This is a genomic window from Micromonospora sp. NPDC048868 (genome assembly GCF_043198195.1).
Lineage (GTDB): Bacteria > Actinomycetota > Actinomycetes > Mycobacteriales > Micromonosporaceae > Micromonospora > Micromonospora reichwaldensis.
Genome location: NZ_JBICUN010000012.1, coordinates 147,108 through 163,325, shown reverse-complemented (window position 1 = coordinate 163,325; position 16,218 = coordinate 147,108). Strand labels below are relative to the sequence as shown.

Below are 16,218 nucleotides of genomic sequence, written 5' to 3'. Positions count from 1 at the left end.
CCGGCCTGGCCGGTGGGCCCCCCGTTCTCGGGGGGGGGCACCCCCCGCGCCCCGGGGCCCCGTATCTCCCCCCCCCGCGGGCGCCGCGGCCCCCCCCCCGGGGGGGGGCCCCCCCCCGGGCCCCCCCCCGTCGCCGTGTCCGGGGCCGCGGTGTCCCGTCGCCGGTACGCCGCGCGGCACCCCGGTCGCGCGCCCACGGACCCCCGGAGGGCCGACGCGATCCACGCTCATCCATTCCCGGCGCACCGCCGCCGACCACCGTGAACCGGGCGGGCACCCCCCTATCGGGTCAACCCGGCGGCTCTGCTGTAATCATCAGGCTTCGTACGCAGAGCGAGCATCCGGCTCCGATGCGTTCGTCAATTGTCACATTCATGCAACGCAGCCGCCCCTTGACCCTCGCCCGGGCGCCGGGAAGCATCGATGGAGCGGCGTCCCGGGCCGTGGGGAGATACCCGGACCAGCCAAGGAGGACCATGTCGGTCAGCCCCGCCTCGTCGCGCGCCGGATGGCATACGTCCCAGCCCGCTGTTCCCGGACGACCCCCGGGGGGCCAGCGTCGTCCCGCCAACACCGCCGCACCGATGCTCACGGTGACCCTGAACATCCCGTTGGCATCCGAGGAGTCGCTGACCGCGCCCGCCCGACGGCTGCTGGAGGCCGCCCGGGAAATGCTGGAACGCGGCGAGGGCACCATCATCACCGCCACCGTCGAACGCCGCCCCGACCCGGTGCCCGCCGGCCGCACGCCGTCGCGCCCGGTCGCCGCCACCATCCCGACCCTGCACATCCTCGCCTCGTCCCGGTCGGTGCTGCGCGACGGCGAGCCGTTGCCCCTGACCCGGCTGGAGTTCGACCTGCTGCTGCACCTCGTCGCCCACCCCCGCCGGGTCTTCACCCGGTTGCAGCTGCTCAACGCGGTCTGGGGCTACGAGCACGCCGGCGTGCGCACCGTGGACGTGCACGTCCGCCGGCTGCGCGGCAAGGTCGGCGTCGACGTCCCGCTGGTCACCACCGTCTACGGCGTCGGCTACCGGCTCGCCGACGACGCCCGCGTCACCATCGACCGCAACGGCTGACACCGCCGGCTGCACGAGCACCGCTCACCGCGCGAGCATCGTCCACCGCGCGCGTTCCGGCCGCGCGGGCATCGTCCACCGCGCGCGTTCCGGCCGCGCGAGCGCCGTCCACCGCGCGCGTTCCGGCCGCGCGGGCACCGGCCGGGCGAGCAGCGGCCGCCGCGTCCCGTTCGGGGCGGCCGGCGGGGCACCATGGTCGGATGCGGATCCGACCCATCTCCCCGGAGCTGCTCGTCGCCGAGCTGACCGAGCGCCTCGCCGGCACCGACGCCCCCGGCCGGCTGCGGGTGGCCGTCGACGGCGCCCCGGCGGCCGGCCCGGACGAACTCGCCGCCGCGCTGGTCGACCCGCTGCGCGCGCTCGGCCGGCCCGCGCTGCACGTACGCGCCGCCGACTTCCTCCGCCCCGCGTCGGTGCGCCTCGAGTTCGGCCGGACCAACCCCGACGCGTTCTACGAGGGCTGGGTCGACGAGCCGGGGCTGCGCCGGGAGGTGCTCGACCCGGCGGGGCCCGGCGGCTCGGGACGGGTGCTGCCCTCGCTGTGGGACGCCACCACCGACCGGGCCAGCCGCGCCGCGTACGTCGACCTGCCGCCCGGGGGAGTCGTGCTGGTCAGCGGGGCACTGCTGCTCGGCGGGAGCCTGCCCTTCGACGTCACGGTCCACCTGGTGCTCTCCCCGGCCGCCCTGGACCGGCGCACCGACCCCGCGCAGCGGTGGACGCTGCCCGCCTTCGCCCGGTACGCCGACGAGGTCGCACCGGCCTCCTTCGCCGACGTCGTGGTCCGCGCCGACGATCCCCGGCACCCGGCGCTGGTGGAGTCCCCGGTGTCGTCCTGACGCCGTGACACGGCGAAAAGTCGTCGGTTTGACGGTCGACGTGCCGGGGTATTCGCTCGGCTCACAAGGCGCGGGTGATCCGCCCGCGCAGACCACCACGGCGCCGGGCGCACCTACCCGGGGCCCCGGCGGATCTTCCAGGCCAGAAAGGCAGGCAGCGATGCTCGTCCACGACACGATCGGTACGGGCCGATCCCAGGCGGAGATCGACCAGATCCGGCGCTCCCTGCAGGCCCGCTACGACGAGCTGTCCGCGGAGTACGAGCAGGCGGTGCTGCAGAGCCAGGTGCTGCGGCTGGTGGAGGTGGGTGACACCGCCGGTGACGACCAGGCTGACAGCGGCACCAAGACGGCGGAGCGGGACACCGCGCAGTCCCTGCTGCGGACCATCCTCGACCGCCGCGCCCAGTACGAGCACGCCCTCACCCGGCTGGAGGAGGGCACCTACGGCTTTTGCGAGGGCTGCACCTCGGCGATCCCCGTCGAGCGGCTGGAGATCTTCCCCTCCGCCACCACCTGCGTGCAGTGCAAGCAGAACCGGGAACGTCGGGCGGCCTGATCCCCGCCAGCGGTTGCCGGTCGGTCCGGACCGCGGCGAGGTCGACCGATGGGTGAGATCAAGGTCGGCACCGCCTCCTGGACCGACCGGACCTTGTTGGACTCCGGCTGGTACCCGCAGACCGCCGACACCCCGGAGAAGCGGCTGGCGTACTACGCCCGCCAGTTCCCGCTGGTCGAGGTCGACGCCACCTACTACTCGCCACCCGCCGAGCGGACGGCGAGGCTGTGGGCCGAGCGCACCCCGGCCGGCTTCACCTTCAACGTCAAGGCGTTCAGCCTGCTCACCGGGCACCCGACCCGGGTCGGCGCGCTCTACAAGGACCTCCGGCCGGACACGGGGAAGAAGAACCTCTACCCGGACGACCTGCCGCCGCAGGCGTACGAGGAGGTGTGGACGCGCTTCCTCGCCGCGCTGGACCCGCTGGTCGAGGCGGGCAAGCTCGGCGCGCTGCTGTTCCAGTTCCCACCCTGGTTCACCATCAAGCGGGACAACAAGCAGTACCTGCTGGAGGTGGCGAAGCGCTGCGCCCCGCTGCGTCCGGTCTACGAGTTCCGGCACGCCTCCTGGTTCGACGGTGACAACGCCGACGAGACCCTCGCCTTCCTGCGCGAGCACCGGCTGGCGTACGTCTGCGTGGACATGCCGCAGGGGCACCGCTCGTCGGTGCCCCCGGTGCTGGCCGCCACCGCGGACCTCGCGGTGGTCCGCTTCCACGGGCACAGCGACAAGTGGACCAGCAAGGACATCCACGAGAAGTTCGGCTACCGCTACGCCGACCGGGAGCTGCGCGACTGGGCGCCGAAGCTGCGCGAGCTGGCCGGCTCCGCCGGGGAGACGCACGTCCTGATGAACAACTGCTACCGGGACTACGCGCAGACCAACGCCGCGACCCTCGCCGGACTGCTCGACGCGGACTGAGCCGGGCGGTTCACCCCGTCGGGGTGAGGGCCGCTCACCCCGACGCCGCGCAGCATGGGCGGTGTGTGCGGCCGACCGTGGCCGCGGCAGGCGACACCACGGAGGTGGGTGGAGATGACGGTTCGGGTGGTCCCGGGTCGACGACGCGGCCCCGTGCTGCACGTCGTCGGGTCGTCCCCCGACGCCCGGTGGGCGCCGCGCCCCGCCCGGGTCGGTCCGACCCGGCAGCCGCGCGGCCCGGTGGGGCCGCCGCGACGTGACGACGACCGACGGTGGGAGACCGACGTACGGGGGTGGACAGATGGCTGAGCAGCTGCATTCCGCGTTCGAGTCCTCGATGGACAAGACCAACATCATCCTCAAGGACATCGAGCAGGCCTACGGCTGGCCCAAGGAGCAACGCAACCAGTCCTACTGCGCGCTGCGCACGGTGCTGCACCTGCTGCGCGACCGGATGCCGGTGCAGGAGAGCGTGGAGTTCGCCGCGCAGCTCCCGGTGCTGGTGCGCGGGATCTACTTCGACGGCTGGAAGCCGTCGGACGTGCCGATCAAGCTCAACCGGGACGACTTCCTGCTGGAGGTCCGGCAGGGCTTCCCGTACGACGCCGAGGGCGGCCCGGAGCGCGTGGTGCAGGTGGTGCTGGACACCTTGCGCCGCCACGTGACCCAGGGCGAGTGGGAGGACGTGAAGGCCACGATGCCCCGGGACCTGGCGAAGATCATTCCCTGACCCGCCGCACGTGCGCGACGGTCCGCGCCACCCAGCGGTGGGGCGGGCCGCGTGCCGTTTCACGCCGGCCCGCTCGGCGTCACCGCGCCCGTGCCCCGGTCCAGCGGAGATCCGGGCACGCGGTCCCTCACCAGAGGTCGAAGTGGAAGACCTCGAAGGCGGTGCCGTAACGGACGCCCAGTCGGGTGCCGACGGGACGGCAGAGCCCTTCGAGGAACTCCTCGGGGTCGAAGCTGCCGTCGCCCAGCCCGCCCAGGTACGCGTCGTGCGCCCGCAGCGAGGCCACGCCCCGCGCGAAGGTGTCGGTGACGTCCACCCCGTGCGCGGCGAGGGGCGAGGAGGCGGCCCAGACCTGGCGCACCCCGTTCCACGGCTCGATCCCGTCGGCGAGCTGCTCCGGGAACACCCACCGGTTGCCGGCGTCGCGGACGGCGTCCAGCACCGCCCGGCCGGTCGCGATGTGGTCGGCCTGGTTGAGGGCGTACGCACCGTCCCAGGTGTCCCGGAAGTTGTTGGTGATCACGATCTCGGGGCGGTGCCGGCGGACGACCCCGGCCAGGGCGCGACGCAGCGGTACGCCGTACTCCAGGACGCCGTCGGGCAGGCCGAGGAACTCCACGGTCTCCACCCCGACCAGGGCGGCGGACTCGCGTTGCTCCCGCTCCCGGACCTCCCTCGCCCGCGGCGGGGGCATCGCGTCGATGCCGGCCTCGCCGCTGGTGACGAGGCAGTAGACGACCTGTCTGTTCTGCGCCGTCCAGCGGGCGACCGCGGCGGCGGCGCCGAACTCCAGGTCGTCGGGGTGCGCCACGATCGCCAGCGCGCGCTGCCACTGCTCGGTCACCGGTTCCAGCGGGCGCGGCCCGGTCGGCTCGGTCATCGCCACCTCCTGCTCGGGCAGCACCATCCTGTCACCGTCGGCGCCGACGGCGCCTGGCGGCGCGAACTACGGCGCCGTCGGCGTCCGCCGCGACGTGCCTGCTGGCGGCCCCGACCGGGCACGGCGAACCGCCGGTGTGAACCGGAAAGGACGTCTACGGTGTGGTTAGAGAAGATCGCGTGTGGGGTACCACCCGCTGCACGACGGACCCCGGCGTAACGGCGGGGCGGCACATCCCTAGGGAGCACCGATGGCACTCAACGACGACGACATGCAGACCAGCAGCGGTGGCGGCCCCGAGGGCCCGGCCGACGGCGGCGCGACCCCGGGCCAGCAGGACGGTGGTGCCGACGGCGGTGCCGACCGCGGTGCCGAGCGTGGCGCCGACCAGGGCGCCGACCAGGGCGCGGAGGGTCCCGCCGACGGCGGTGCGACCCCGGGCCAGCACGACGGCGGCGCCGACGGCAGCGCGGAGGGTCCCGCCGACGGCGGTGCCACGCCGGGCCAGCACGACGGCGGCGCCGACGGCAGCGCCTGACGGATCGCCGTGACCGACATCGACCCGCCGGGCGGCGACGGCCGCCCGGCGGTCCCGTCCGAGGCCGCGGCCGCGCTCGCCCGCTGCGTGTCGGTCGAGCCGGCGAAGTTCGCCGCCGCCCACTGGGGACGCACCCCGCTGCTCTCCCGCGCCGACGAACTGCCCAACCGGGCCGGCTTCACCGACCTGCTCAGCCCCGCCGACGCCGACGAGTTGCTCAGCCGCCGCGGCCTGCGTACGCCGTTCCTGCGCATCGCCAAGGACGGCCAGCTCGTGCCGGCGGCCCGCTTCACCGGCGGCGGCGGTGCCGGCGCCGAGATCGCCGACCAGGTCCTCGACGAGCGGGTGCTGGAGCTGTACGCCGGCGGCGCCACCCTCGTCCTGCAGGGTCTGCACCGCACCTGGCCGGCCCTGACCGACTTCACCCGCGAACTCGGCACCGCCGTCGGGCAGCCGTTGCAGGTAAACGCCTACCTGACCCCCGCCGGCAGCCAGGGTTTCGCCACCCACTACGACACCCACGACGTCTTCGTCCTCCAGGTCGACGGCCGCAAGCACTGGCGGATCCACCCGCCGGTGCTGCCGGACCCGCTGGAGAAGCAGCCGTGGGGTGGCCGGGCCGACGAGGTCGCCGCCACCGCCGACGGGCCCGCCGCGCTGGACGTCGTGCTCGCCCCCGGTGACGCGCTCTACCTGCCGCGCGGCTGGCTGCACAGCGCGCAGGCCCAGGAGTCCAGCTCGCTGCACCTGACCGTCGGCGTCCGGGCGCTGACCCGCTACGCCCTGGTCGAGGAGCTGCTCGCCCTCGCCGCCGAGGACCCGCGGCTGCGCGCCACGCTGCCGTTCGGCACCGACGTCGCCGATCCGGACGCGATCGAGCCGGAGCTGACCGAGACGGTGGAGGCGCTGCGGGACTGGCTGCTGCGGGCCGACCCGGCGGCCGTCGCCGCCCGGCTGCGGCAGCGCGCCTGGCCGGCCGCCCGGCCCGCGCCCATCCGACCCCTGGCCCAGGCCGCGGCGCTGGCGGCGCTGGACGCCGACACCCGGCTCGCCCCCCGACCCGGCCTGCGCTGGCGGCTCACCCCACGGGGCGAGAAGGTCGCGCTGGTGCTGTTCGACCGCACGATCACCCTGCCCGCGTCCTGCGCGCCGGCCGTGCACGCCCTGCTCGGCGCCGGGTCCGTCCGGGTCGGCGACCTGCCGGGCCTGGACGACGACGCCGACCGGATCACCCTGGCCCGCCGCCTCCTGCGCGAGGCGGTGCTGGTCCCCGCCTGACCGGCCGGGGCGGTGCGTGGCGCCCGTACGAGTGGCCGGGCCGTGCCACCTGCGGCACGGCCCGGCCTGCGGGGGCGGGTCGTCCGGCGGCACGGGTCGCCACCGCGAGTCGTCCCGCACGGCTCCGGCACGCGCCGAGGGAGATCCGGCTCAGGCAGGGTCGATGGCGGCCGCCGGACGGACCTCGATCGGCAGGGTGGTCGCCCGGGACAGCTTCTCCGCCCAGCCCAACGCCGCGTCGAGATCCGGCACCGCGATCACGGTGAACCCGCCGACGTGCTCCTTGCCCTCGGCGAACGGGCCGTCCGTCAGGAGCGTCTCGTCGTCGCGGACCCGGACCACCCGGGCGGTGTGCGCCAGCTCCAGCCCGGCGCCGAAGACCCAGACACCGCTGCGGCGCATCTCCTGGTTGACGGCCTCGACGTCCCGCATGATCGGCTGGAGGAACTCCGGCGGGGGCGGGGCGTCCCCGTCGGGCTGGATCACGTTGAGCACGAAGTTCCGCATCGCACACTCCCTCTCGTCGAACGGCCGGCGTGACCCGGCCTCCTCCATCTACACGAACGGCGGGCGGCCGGATCGACGACGCGCTGCGGCAACCTTCCGGCTGATCGGGGAACGGTGGGTCAGCGGCCGGCGACGAGCAGCGCGACCGTGGTCACCAGCCCGGCGACGAGCACGACGGTCATCGGCCGGGGGCCGAGCACGGCGTGCCGACGGTCGGCGAGGACCTTCGCCGGCACCAGACCGACCAGCGGGCCCAGTAGCGTCACCACCAGGGCCAGCACCGGCAGCCCGACGCCGAGCTCGCCGCCGTACCGCTCGCCTGCCGCCCGGGCCGCGCCACCGAGGGCGTACGCGAGCACCGCGCCCGCCACCCCGCACAACGCCAGCAGCGGGTTGACCGAGCCCGGCAGGTCACCCGGCTGGCGGGTGCGGTTGAGCAGGTCCCGCACGCCGGCCAGCAGCGGAGCCGGGTCGCCCGTCGCGCCGGGTACCGGCGCCGGTGGCCCGCCCGCCCGGCGTCCCGAGCCGCCGAGCCGGCCGCGCAGCAGTTGCCACAGGTCGGCGACCTCGGCGTCGACCCGTTCCTGCTCCTCGCGCGCGTCCACCAGCTCCCGCTCCGCGCGCCGCAGCTCGGCCTCCGCCTCGGCGACGGCCCGCTCGGCCGCCGCGCACTGCTGGGCGTGCCAGGTGTGCGCCTCGGCCCGCTGGACGCGCACCCGCGTGCTCAGCTCGGCCAGCCGACGGATCTGGGCCGCGTACGACTCACTGGTCACCGGCTCGTTCATCGCGCCGGCCCGTAGGGGATGATCACCTGGCCGGTGCGGTGCACCGCCCGATCGAAGAACAGCCCCCGCCAGGGGCGGGGATACCAGTCCGGGCCACCGGTGCCCGGATACAGCGACGAACCCAGCTCGCCGCCGTGGGCGTCCAACGCCACCCAGGCGCCGATCTGGTCCGTCCGGGCCGCCGGCCCGCCCAGGTCGGCCCGCATCCGGGCGACGCCCCGCCACCAGGCCAGCACGTGGGTGCGCCGCTCCGGCCCGTCGTGCAGGATCCGCCGCAGCTCCTCCAGCCCGGTGCGCCGGCCGATCCGCGTGGCCAACGCCCCGGACGCCGCGTCGACGGCGAACAGCAGCAGGTAGTGCGGCACGCCCGGCGCACCGAGCCCCTCGGCGGTCTCGGCCATCAGCTCGCCTACCGTCTCCTCGTCGTACCAGGCGGCGTCGTCGGCGAGATCCTCGTAGAGGGACCGGGCGGCCGGGTCGGCGTCCGGGTCGAGGCAGGCGATCGAGAACCGGGCCGTGCCGGGGCGGTGCTGGCGGGCCAGGGAGCGGGCCGCCGCGTCGAGCACCGCGCACGCCTCGTCCACCCGGGTGCCGAGCACCGCCAGGTTGCGGCCCGGAGCCCGGGGCAGCCGCAACGCCGCCGAGCGGGACTGCACGTCGATGATCTCGCCGAGCAGCGCGACCGGCGTACGCGGATGCCCCGTCTCCGGCGCGGCCAGGGCCCGGAAGTCCGGCGCGTCGGCGAGGCGGGGGATCGCGTCGCCGTCGAAGAGCCGGGCCGGGGCGGCGTCCTGGGGGCGCATCCGCCACAGCCGGTGCTGCAACTCGCTCCACGTCTCCCAGTCGCTGGCCGACGGGATCCGGGCCACCTGGTTGCCCTCCGCCATGCCGGACTCCGCGTTGACCACCGCGTGGTGGCGCGGCAGGGACTGGGCGGCGTCGTTGCGCTCGGCGAGGATCCGCAGCGCCTTCGGCAGCGCGATGCGCAACGTGAACTGCGCGACCAGGGCCGGCCGGCCCCACAGCGCCTCGATGCCGCGTACGTCCTGCGAGGCGAGCACCAGGTGGATGCCCTGGGACCGGCCGCGCCGGGCCAGGTCCTCCAGCAGGTCGGCGGCCTCCCGGGCGACCACGTCCCGCCCGGCCAGCAGCATCTGGAACTCGTCGACCACCGCGACGATCCGCGGCCAGTGCCCCGTGGGGTCGACCGCGCGCAGCTCGGCGAGCTTGGTGACCTCGTGCTTCTTCGCGGCGTCGGCCCGCCGCCGCAGCTCCTCGGCGAGGAAGCGCAGCAACGCCAGGCCGAACTCCCGGTCGGTGTTGACGTTGATCCCGACGAGCCGCATGTGCGGCAGCCAGCTCGGGTCCCGCCGGCCCTTGGCGAACCGGGCGAAGGAGACCCCCTCCTTGAAGTCCAGCAGGTAGAACTCCAGCTCGGCGGGGGAGTAGCGGGCCGCCAGCGCGCCGATCCAGGCGAAGATCAGGTTCGTCTTGCCGGTACCGGACGGGCCGCCGATCAACGCGTGCGGCGGGTAGTCGCCCAGGGTGAGCAGCACCGGCCGGCCGTGCGGGCCCTCGCCGATCGGGGCGGTCAGCCCGGTGGCGGAGTCCTCCCGCCACATCTGCTCCACCGGCGGCAGCAGGTCGGTGAACGGGGTCGGGGCGGGGCCGGCGTTGACCCGCGCCGCCACCTCCCGGCAGGTCTCGGTGACCAGGACCGGCGGGGGCGGCGGATCGAGGCGTACGGGCAGGCCGTTCGGCCCGCCGATCCGGGCGCCGTCGGCGTACGCGCCCACCCGGGTCACGGTGGGATCCTCGGGCAGCGACACGCCCCGCACCACCAGGTGCACGCCGCAGGCCGCCCCGGTGCGGACCACCCGGTCGAGTTGGCCGCGTTCGTGCCGCGACAGCTCGTCCCCGCCCAGCAGCACCGCCACCCGCCACGGCTCGGGCCGGCGACCGGTGGCGGCGGCCAGCTCGCGCAGCGAGACGTACTCCCCGGCCAGCACCGTCTCGTTGATCCGGCGGATCTGCTCCACCAGGTCGTCGAGGAGCCGGGCCAGCCCGCCCGGGCCGACGAAGGTGAGCAGCCCGGCCGTGCCGAGGGGGGCGAAACCGGCCAGGCCGCCGCCCAGGTGCTCGGGGTCGTAGCCGACCAGCCGTACGGCGCCCGGATCGGCGCGCCCGACGCCGCGCAGCAGCAGCGCCGACACCACCGCGTCGCAGCCCTCCCGGTCGTCCCCGGTCAGCTCGACGTGACCGGCGTCGAGCAGCGGCACCAGCGCCGGCACCGGTTCGGCGCCGGGGATGCGTACCGTGCCGATGCGCAGCGCGCCCGGCGGTTCGGCCCGCCGGGTCGGGGTCGGGCGCCACCGCGTCCAGTCCGCGGAGGCCGCCCCGGGGGCCTCCCGCTGCGCCGCGTCGGCCGCCCGCCGGGCCAGCTCCGCGATCCGCGCGGCGTGCCGATCGTCGATCTCGGCCAGCCGCCGGTCGCGCTGCGCGCCCACCCGCTCCGGTACGACCGACGCGGCCCGCCGGACCTTCGCCAGCCGCTCCCGGGCCGTGGTCAGCTCGCCCTGCGCGCTGGACAGCCGGGTCCGGGTGGCGCCGAGGGCCTCGCCCAGCATGCCCCTGACCCGGGTGACCAGCTGGCTCCGCCGGTCAGCCATCGACGCCCCGCCCGCGCGAGCCCGGGGTGCCGCCCGACGCCGGCCGGCCCGCGGGCGGGCTCGACCAGACGCGGCCGGCCGATCCGGGCCGTCGCGCGGCGGCCCGGTCCGGTGTCGGGCCGGGCTGGCTGTGCGTCGCCGGCCGGTCGGCCGTCGGGTCGGGCTGGCCTTGTGTCGTCGCCCGGTCCGGCTTCGGGGCGGCCTGGCCGGCGGTCGCCGCCCGCTCCCGGGCCGCGCTCGCCTGGTCGTGTGCCGCCTCCGCCCGCTCCCGGGCCGCGCTCGCCTGGTCGTGTGCCGCCTCCGCCCGCTCCCGGGCCGCCGCGACCCGCTCCCGCGCGGCGGCCACCCGGCCCTTCGCGGCGGCGGCGCGTCGCTGCCACTCGGCGTCGTCGGCCCGGTCGCGGGCCGTCTCCGCCTGCCGGTCCCGCTCGGCGGCGGCGCGTCGCTCCCGGGCCGTCTCGGCCTGCCGGGCCCGCTCGTCGTCGGTGGGCAGGTCCCGGCCGAGTCGGGCCAGCAGCACCCCGGTGAGCACCCCCGCGGTGACGGCCGGGTCGGCGGCGTGCGGCTGCTCCGCCTCGCCGCGCCGGGGCGGGGGCATCCGGCAGATCCGGGTCAGCAGCGTGTCCAGCACCGCGGGGGGCAGGCCGGGCAGCAGGTCCCGCACCCGGCCGTCCAACTCGCGGTGCAGCCGTCCGAGGTCCTCGGCGCGCGGCGGGTGCCCGAGCAGCTCACCGGCCAGCTCGCGCAGCAGCGGCGGGGCGACCGCCGCGAGGCCGAGGCCGACGTCGGCGTGCGCGCGACGCAGCTCGGTGTGCAGCCGGTCGCGGTCGCCGGCGCGGACCCCGCCGACGACCCGGCGCAGCAGCTCCCGGGCGTCGTCGACCTTCTCGTCGGGCTGCTCGGGCGCACCCTCCCGGCCGCCCGTCAGCTCGGCCACCCGTACCGCCCACCAGCGGCGGGGCGTCGCGTCGGCGGCCGGCTCCGGCGCCGGGCCCTCGGGGGCCGCCTCACGCGGCGCGTCGTGCGCGGGCCGGCGCCGCTGCTCCTGCGGCCTGAGGGCGGGGGAGCCGTCGCCGGCCAGCCCGATCGCGGCGAGGTACGCCGAGAGCTGCTCCTGCGCGACGCGCAGCGCGTAGCCGGCGGTCTCGGCGTGCTCGGTGGCGGCGGAGAGCTCCGGCACCCCCATCGGGTCGGCCGACTCCTGGCGGACCCAGCGCAGCCGCTCGGCGGCCAGCCCGAACTTCTCGAGCGCCAGGGCCAGCTGCGCGAGCGGCAGGTCATCGGCGGCGGCGCGGACCTGCGCGCCGACGTCCTCGACGATGGACACGGCCGAGCCTCAGAGCGTCGCGACGTAGAGTTGCGCCTGCTCGACGGCGACGAGTGTCGCGGCGAGGCACTCCTCCAGCTCCTGGCTGGCCTGGGTCAGCGAGGACTGGGCCGCCTCGACGGTCTCGTGCCCGCTGCCCTCCAGCGCGCCGGCCAGGGTCTGCTGCGCCTCGGCCAGCTTCTCCCCGGCCGCCTGCACGGCGCTCTGGCCGTCGCCGATCTGTTGGAGCGCGACATCGATGGCTGCCTTGAGCTCGGCGACGCTCGCCACGGCGAAACCTCCTGGGGGCGGGGAGGCCTCCATTAGAGCCTATCCCTCACGGTGAGAGAACATCCGCCCTGTCAGTGTTCCTGCCCCGCTGACCGGTTGTCGACCGGAAGCGCCGCTAGTCCGATTGACGGGACTACCCGGGCGGGGCCGGCCGGTCCCGCAGCCAGCGCGGCCCGTACACCTCCGCGCCCTGCGCGACGACGCGTCCCCGCAGCTCACGGTCGGCGGTGACGACCAGCCGCCGGCGCCGCGGCGCGGCGGCGACCAGGTCGACGACGGCGTCGTCGCCGGACCCGGGCGCGGCCACCACCCGGACCTCGGCAGTGCCCGGCACGTCCCGCGCCCGGCCCTCCACCACCAGCACCACCTCCACCGGGGGCGGCAGCTGCGGGGGCAGCCCGGCGGCGGCCACCGGGGCCAGCGAGTCGCGTAGCCGGGCGGTCGCGCCCGCGCGGTCCCGCCACCAACCGTCCGGGCGGGACCCCACCACGTTGGCGGCGTCCACGATCAGCAGCGGCATCGTCGGCTCCATCCCGCCAGCCTCCCACCCCCGGCCTGAGGTGCAAGGAAGGGACCCGTTGACAAGGGGCCCGTCCTCACACCTCGCCCGGGGGCCTTCGTGACGGGGCGCGGCGCGGTGGTGGCGTTTGTCGGGCGGACCGCCGGGTAGCCCCTGGCGACCGTCGCGCCCGACTGCGGAGGACAGACATGATGGGACCCGGTGACTTCGGCTCCGACCCCTGGGACGAGTTCCTGGCCCGGTACTTCGGCCGGGGCGAGGGTGGGCGCCGACCCGCGCACCGGGTCGACATCACCCGGCTGATGACCGCCGACGCCAGGGAGATGCTGGCCGACGCGGCCCGCCGGGCCGCCCAACGCAAGAGCACCGACCTCGACACGGACCATCTGCTCTGGGCCGCGCTGCAACGCGAACCGCTGCGCGACCTCGTCCGGCGCGCCGGCGCCGACCCGGACACGCTGCTCAACGCGCTCGGTGGGCGCGGCGACGGCGCACCCAAGGGCGAGGTGCCGCCCAACCTGTCGCTCACCCCCGCGGCCAAGCGGGCGCTGCTCGACGCCCACCAGCTGTCCCGGGCGATGGGCGCCAACTACATCGGCCCCGAGCACATCCTGATGGCGCTGCCGCTGAACCCGGAGTCCCCGGCCGGCCGGATGCTCGCCGCCGGTCGGATCCAGCCCGAGTCGTTGCAGGCGGCCAGCGCCGAGCGCGGGCCGATGACCGGGCCGAAGCCCGACCGCGGCACCCCCACCCTCGACCAGTACGGCCAGGACCTGACCGACCTGGCCCGCAACGACCAGATCGACCCGGTGATCGGCCGGGCCGACGAGATCGAGCAGGCCGTCGAGATCCTGTCCCGGCGGACGAAGAACAACCCGGTGCTGATCGGCGAGGCCGGCGTCGGCAAGACCGCGATCGTGGAGGGCCTGGCGGAGCGGATCTGCGACGGCGACGTGCCGCAGACGCTGCTCGGCAAGCGGGTGATCCAGCTCGACCTGGCCGGCCTGGTGGCGGGAACCCGCTACCGGGGCGACTTCGAGGAGCGGCTGAAGAAGGTCATCGACGAGATCCGGGCGCACCGCGACGAGCTGATCGTCTTCCTGGACGAGATCCACACCCTGGTCGGCGCGGGCGGGGCGGGCAGCGAGGGCGGCATGGACGCCTCGAACATGCTCAAGCCGGCGCTGGCCCGGGGCGAACTGCGGGTGATCGGCGCGACCACGCTGGACGAGTACCGCAAGAGCATCGAGAAGGACGCGGCGCTGGCCCGCCGCTTCCAGCCGGTGTTCGTGCCGGAGCCCACCGTCGACGACACCGTGGCGATCCTGCGCGGGCTGCGCGACCGCTACGAGGCCCACCACCAGGTGCGGTTCACCGACGAGGCGCTGGTCGCCGCGGCCGAGCTGTCCGACCGGTACGTGACCGACCGGTTCCTGCCGGACAAGGCGATCGACCTGATCGACCAGGCCGGCGCCCGGGTCCGGCTGCGCACCCGCACCCCGGCGTCCGACGTGCGGGAGCTGGAGACACAGCTCGAGGAGGTACGCCGGGACAAGGAGCAGGCCGTCGCCGACGAGCAGTACGAGAAGGCGTCCGCGTTGCGCGACCAGCTCGCCGAGCTGGAGGAGCAGATCCGTCGGGCCCGGGGCGACGAGGGCGGCCCGTCGCAGGTGCCGGCCGTCGGGCCGCAGGAGATCGCGGAGGTGGTCTCCCGCGCCACCGGCATTCCGATCAGCCAGCTCACCGAGGAGGAACGCGACCGGCTGCTGCGCCTGGAGGGCCACCTGCACGAGAAGGTGGTCGGCCAGGAGGACGCGGTCACCGCGGTCGCCGAGGCGGTCCGTCGCTCGCGTGCCGGGCTGGCCGACCCGGACCGCCCGATGGGCAGCTTCCTCTTCCTCGGGCCCACCGGCGTCGGCAAGACCGAGCTGGCCCGCGCCCTCGCGGAGGCGCTGTTCGGCGAGGCCGACCGGATGGTCCGGGTGGACATGAGCGAGTTCCAGGAGCGGCACACGGTCAGCCGGCTCGTCGGCGCCCCGCCCGGGTACGTCGGCTACGAGGAGGCCGGCCAGCTCACCGAGGCGGTCCGCCGCCGCCCGTACGCGGTGGTGCTGCTCGACGAGATCGAGAAGGCACACGCCGACGTCTTCAACATCCTGCTCCAGGTGCTCGACGACGGGCGGCTCACCGACAGCCAGGGCCGTACGGTCAACTTCAAGAACACCGTACTGATCATGACGAGCAACCTCGGCTCGGAACTGATCACCGGCGCCCAGCGCGCCGTCGGGTTCGGCACCGGCGCCGAGGGCGGCGAGCAGGAGCGCGACGAGCTGCGTGAGCGGCTGATGCGCCGGCTCCAGGAGAACTTCCGGCCGGAGTTCCTCAACCGCATCGACGAGGTGATCATCTTCCGTCGGCTGGAGGCCGAGCAGCTGCGCCAGATCACCGGCCTGCTGCTGGAGGAGACCCGCCGCCGCCTGCACGCGCAGGACATCCAGGTCCACTTCACCACCGCGGGCGTCGACTGGATCGCCGAGCACGGCTACCAGCCGGAGTTCGGCGCCCGGCCGTTGCGCCGGGTCATCCAGCGGGAGGTGGACAACCAGCTGTCCCGGATGCTGCTGGAGTCGGCGGTCTCACCCGGCCAGAAGATCACCGTGGACGCCCGCGACGGGCGACTCGCCTTCGACGTGACGGCCGGCGAGCGCGGCTACACCCCGGCCACGACGTCCCATCCCCGATGACCGGAGGGCGGACATGAGCGAACCCGAGGAGACCCGGGACGAGAGCGAGCGCACCGATCCGATCGTGGCCCCGCCGACCGCCAACCCCGCCCGGGTGCGGATGCCGCCGGAGGGCGTGGGCCAGCAGGGCGACGACCCGGAGCCGGCGGAGTCCGACCGCCGCCGTCGAGAGGAGGGCTGATGGTACGCGAGCAGCGGCTCGAACCCGAGGTGGAGGTGCTCTGGGACGACTTCCACGCCCAGGTGAACGTCCCGTCGGAGCAGTTGCGGCAGTGGTTGCTCACCCGCGGCTCCGGGGAGGAGTCGTTCGGGCCCGACCCGGACCTCGACCTGCCCGGGATGGGCCGGCGGATCCTGCGGGTGCTGGCCAAACGCAAGGTGGACCTCACGCCGGAGGACATCCGGGTGATGCGGGACGCGATCGACGAGATCCAGTCCCTGCTGGACGAGAAGCCGCCCCGCGGCAACGCCGACGACGAGTGGCGGCACGCCCTGCTCGACCTGGGCCACGACGTCCTCGTCGAACGCTGAGCCGGCGGTAGGGCGGCGCCCGGGAGGACCGGGCGCCGCCC

16 protein-coding genes and 1 pseudogene are annotated in these 16,218 nt (G+C 75.5%); 10 read left to right on the top strand and 7 right to left on the bottom strand.

The window, feature by feature from the left end; translation table 11 throughout:
- The first annotated feature begins 476 nt into the window (after positions 1-476).
- From ACGFNF_RS20095 to ACGFNF_RS20075, 5 genes are all read left to right on the top strand, one after another.
- Positions 477-1,079: a winged helix-turn-helix domain-containing protein gene (locus ACGFNF_RS20095; RefSeq protein WP_132237941.1), complete on the top strand. Its 603-nt coding sequence runs from the start codon at positions 477-479 to the stop codon at positions 1,077-1,079.
- Positions 1,080-1,279: 200 nt separating this feature from the next.
- A complete protein-coding gene (locus ACGFNF_RS20090) occupies positions 1,280-1,918 on the top strand; it encodes a uridine kinase (protein WP_357577471.1) in 639 nt (212 codons plus the stop codon).
- A 160-nt stretch (positions 1,919-2,078) separates the two neighbouring features.
- Positions 2,079-2,477: a TraR/DksA C4-type zinc finger protein gene (locus tag ACGFNF_RS20085; protein ID WP_089000644.1), complete on the top strand. Its 399-nt coding sequence runs from the start codon at positions 2,079-2,081 to the stop codon at positions 2,475-2,477.
- 48 nt (positions 2,478-2,525) lie between these two features.
- Positions 2,526-3,398 (top strand): DUF72 domain-containing protein, encoded by an 873-nt coding sequence (locus ACGFNF_RS20080; RefSeq protein WP_393169717.1) that lies wholly within the window; start codon positions 2,526-2,528, stop codon positions 3,396-3,398.
- Positions 3,399-3,699: 301 nt separating this feature from the next.
- On the top strand, positions 3,700-4,128 hold the full coding sequence (locus ACGFNF_RS20075; RefSeq protein ID WP_357577473.1) for a DUF2267 domain-containing protein: 429 nt from the start codon (positions 3,700-3,702) through the stop codon (positions 4,126-4,128).
- A 127-nt stretch (positions 4,129-4,255) separates the two neighbouring features.
- Here ACGFNF_RS20075 and ACGFNF_RS20070 read toward each other — a convergent pair whose 3' ends face one another.
- The gene (locus tag ACGFNF_RS20070; protein ID WP_393169715.1) at positions 4,256-5,035 is read right to left on the bottom strand and encodes a PIG-L deacetylase family protein; all 780 of its coding nucleotides are present in this window, start codon (positions 5,033-5,035) and stop codon (positions 4,256-4,258) included.
- A 223-nt stretch (positions 5,036-5,258) separates the two neighbouring features.
- Between ACGFNF_RS20070 and ACGFNF_RS20065 the strand changes: the two genes are divergently transcribed.
- Positions 5,259-5,546 carry a hypothetical protein gene (locus ACGFNF_RS20065; RefSeq protein WP_151454313.1) on the top strand — a complete coding sequence of 96 codons (288 nt, stop codon included), beginning with the start codon at positions 5,259-5,261 and terminating at the stop codon, positions 5,544-5,546.
- 9 nt (positions 5,547-5,555) lie between these two features.
- On the top strand, positions 5,556-6,824 hold the full coding sequence (locus ACGFNF_RS20060; RefSeq protein ID WP_357577476.1) for a JmjC domain-containing protein: 1,269 nt from the start codon (positions 5,556-5,558) through the stop codon (positions 6,822-6,824).
- A 150-nt stretch (positions 6,825-6,974) separates the two neighbouring features.
- Here ACGFNF_RS20060 and ACGFNF_RS20055 read toward each other — a convergent pair whose 3' ends face one another.
- From ACGFNF_RS20055 to ACGFNF_RS20030, 6 genes and pseudogenes are all read right to left on the bottom strand, one after another.
- Positions 6,975-7,331: a YciI family protein gene (locus ACGFNF_RS20055; protein ID WP_393169712.1), complete on the bottom strand. Its 357-nt coding sequence runs from the start codon at positions 7,329-7,331 to the stop codon at positions 6,975-6,977.
- A gap of 119 nt (positions 7,332-7,450) precedes the next feature.
- Positions 7,451-8,116, bottom strand: a complete 666-nt coding sequence (locus tag ACGFNF_RS20050) for a hypothetical protein (RefSeq protein WP_393169710.1) — start codon at positions 8,114-8,116, stop codon at positions 7,451-7,453.
- The gene (locus tag ACGFNF_RS20045) at positions 8,113-10,785 is read right to left on the bottom strand and encodes an FtsK/SpoIIIE domain-containing protein (protein WP_393169708.1); all 2,673 of its coding nucleotides are present in this window, start codon (positions 10,783-10,785) and stop codon (positions 8,113-8,115) included. The genes ACGFNF_RS20050 and ACGFNF_RS20045 overlap by 4 nt, the downstream gene beginning before the upstream one ends.
- A 233-nt stretch (positions 10,786-11,018) precedes the next feature.
- Positions 11,019-12,112, bottom strand: a pseudogene (locus ACGFNF_RS20040) (hypothetical protein); the annotation flags it as partial.
- A 9-nt stretch (positions 12,113-12,121) separates the two neighbouring features.
- Complete coding sequence (locus ACGFNF_RS20035; protein WP_089000636.1) at positions 12,122-12,382, bottom strand: hypothetical protein; 261 nt, start codon at positions 12,380-12,382, stop codon at positions 12,122-12,124.
- A 133-nt stretch (positions 12,383-12,515) separates the two neighbouring features.
- The gene (locus ACGFNF_RS20030; protein ID WP_393169706.1) at positions 12,516-12,914 is read right to left on the bottom strand and encodes a hypothetical protein; all 399 of its coding nucleotides are present in this window, start codon (positions 12,912-12,914) and stop codon (positions 12,516-12,518) included.
- A 176-nt stretch (positions 12,915-13,090) separates the two neighbouring features.
- On the opposite strand from ACGFNF_RS20030, the gene ACGFNF_RS20025 reads away from it, so the two are divergent.
- From ACGFNF_RS20025 to ACGFNF_RS20015, 3 genes are read left to right on the top strand one after another with little or no spacing between them, the layout of a single operon-like run.
- A complete protein-coding gene (locus ACGFNF_RS20025; RefSeq protein WP_393169704.1) occupies positions 13,091-15,646 on the top strand; it encodes an ATP-dependent Clp protease ATP-binding subunit in 2,556 nt (851 codons plus the stop codon).
- A gap of 13 nt (positions 15,647-15,659) precedes the next feature.
- Entirely contained in the window at positions 15,660-15,827 is a 168-nt protein-coding gene (locus ACGFNF_RS20020; protein ID WP_165947855.1) for a hypothetical protein, read from the top strand.
- Entirely contained in the window at positions 15,827-16,177 is a 351-nt protein-coding gene (locus ACGFNF_RS20015; protein WP_132237915.1) for a DUF3140 domain-containing protein, read from the top strand. Before ACGFNF_RS20020 ends, ACGFNF_RS20015 begins: the two co-directional genes overlap by 1 nt.
- Positions 16,178-16,218: the final 41 nt, after the last annotated feature.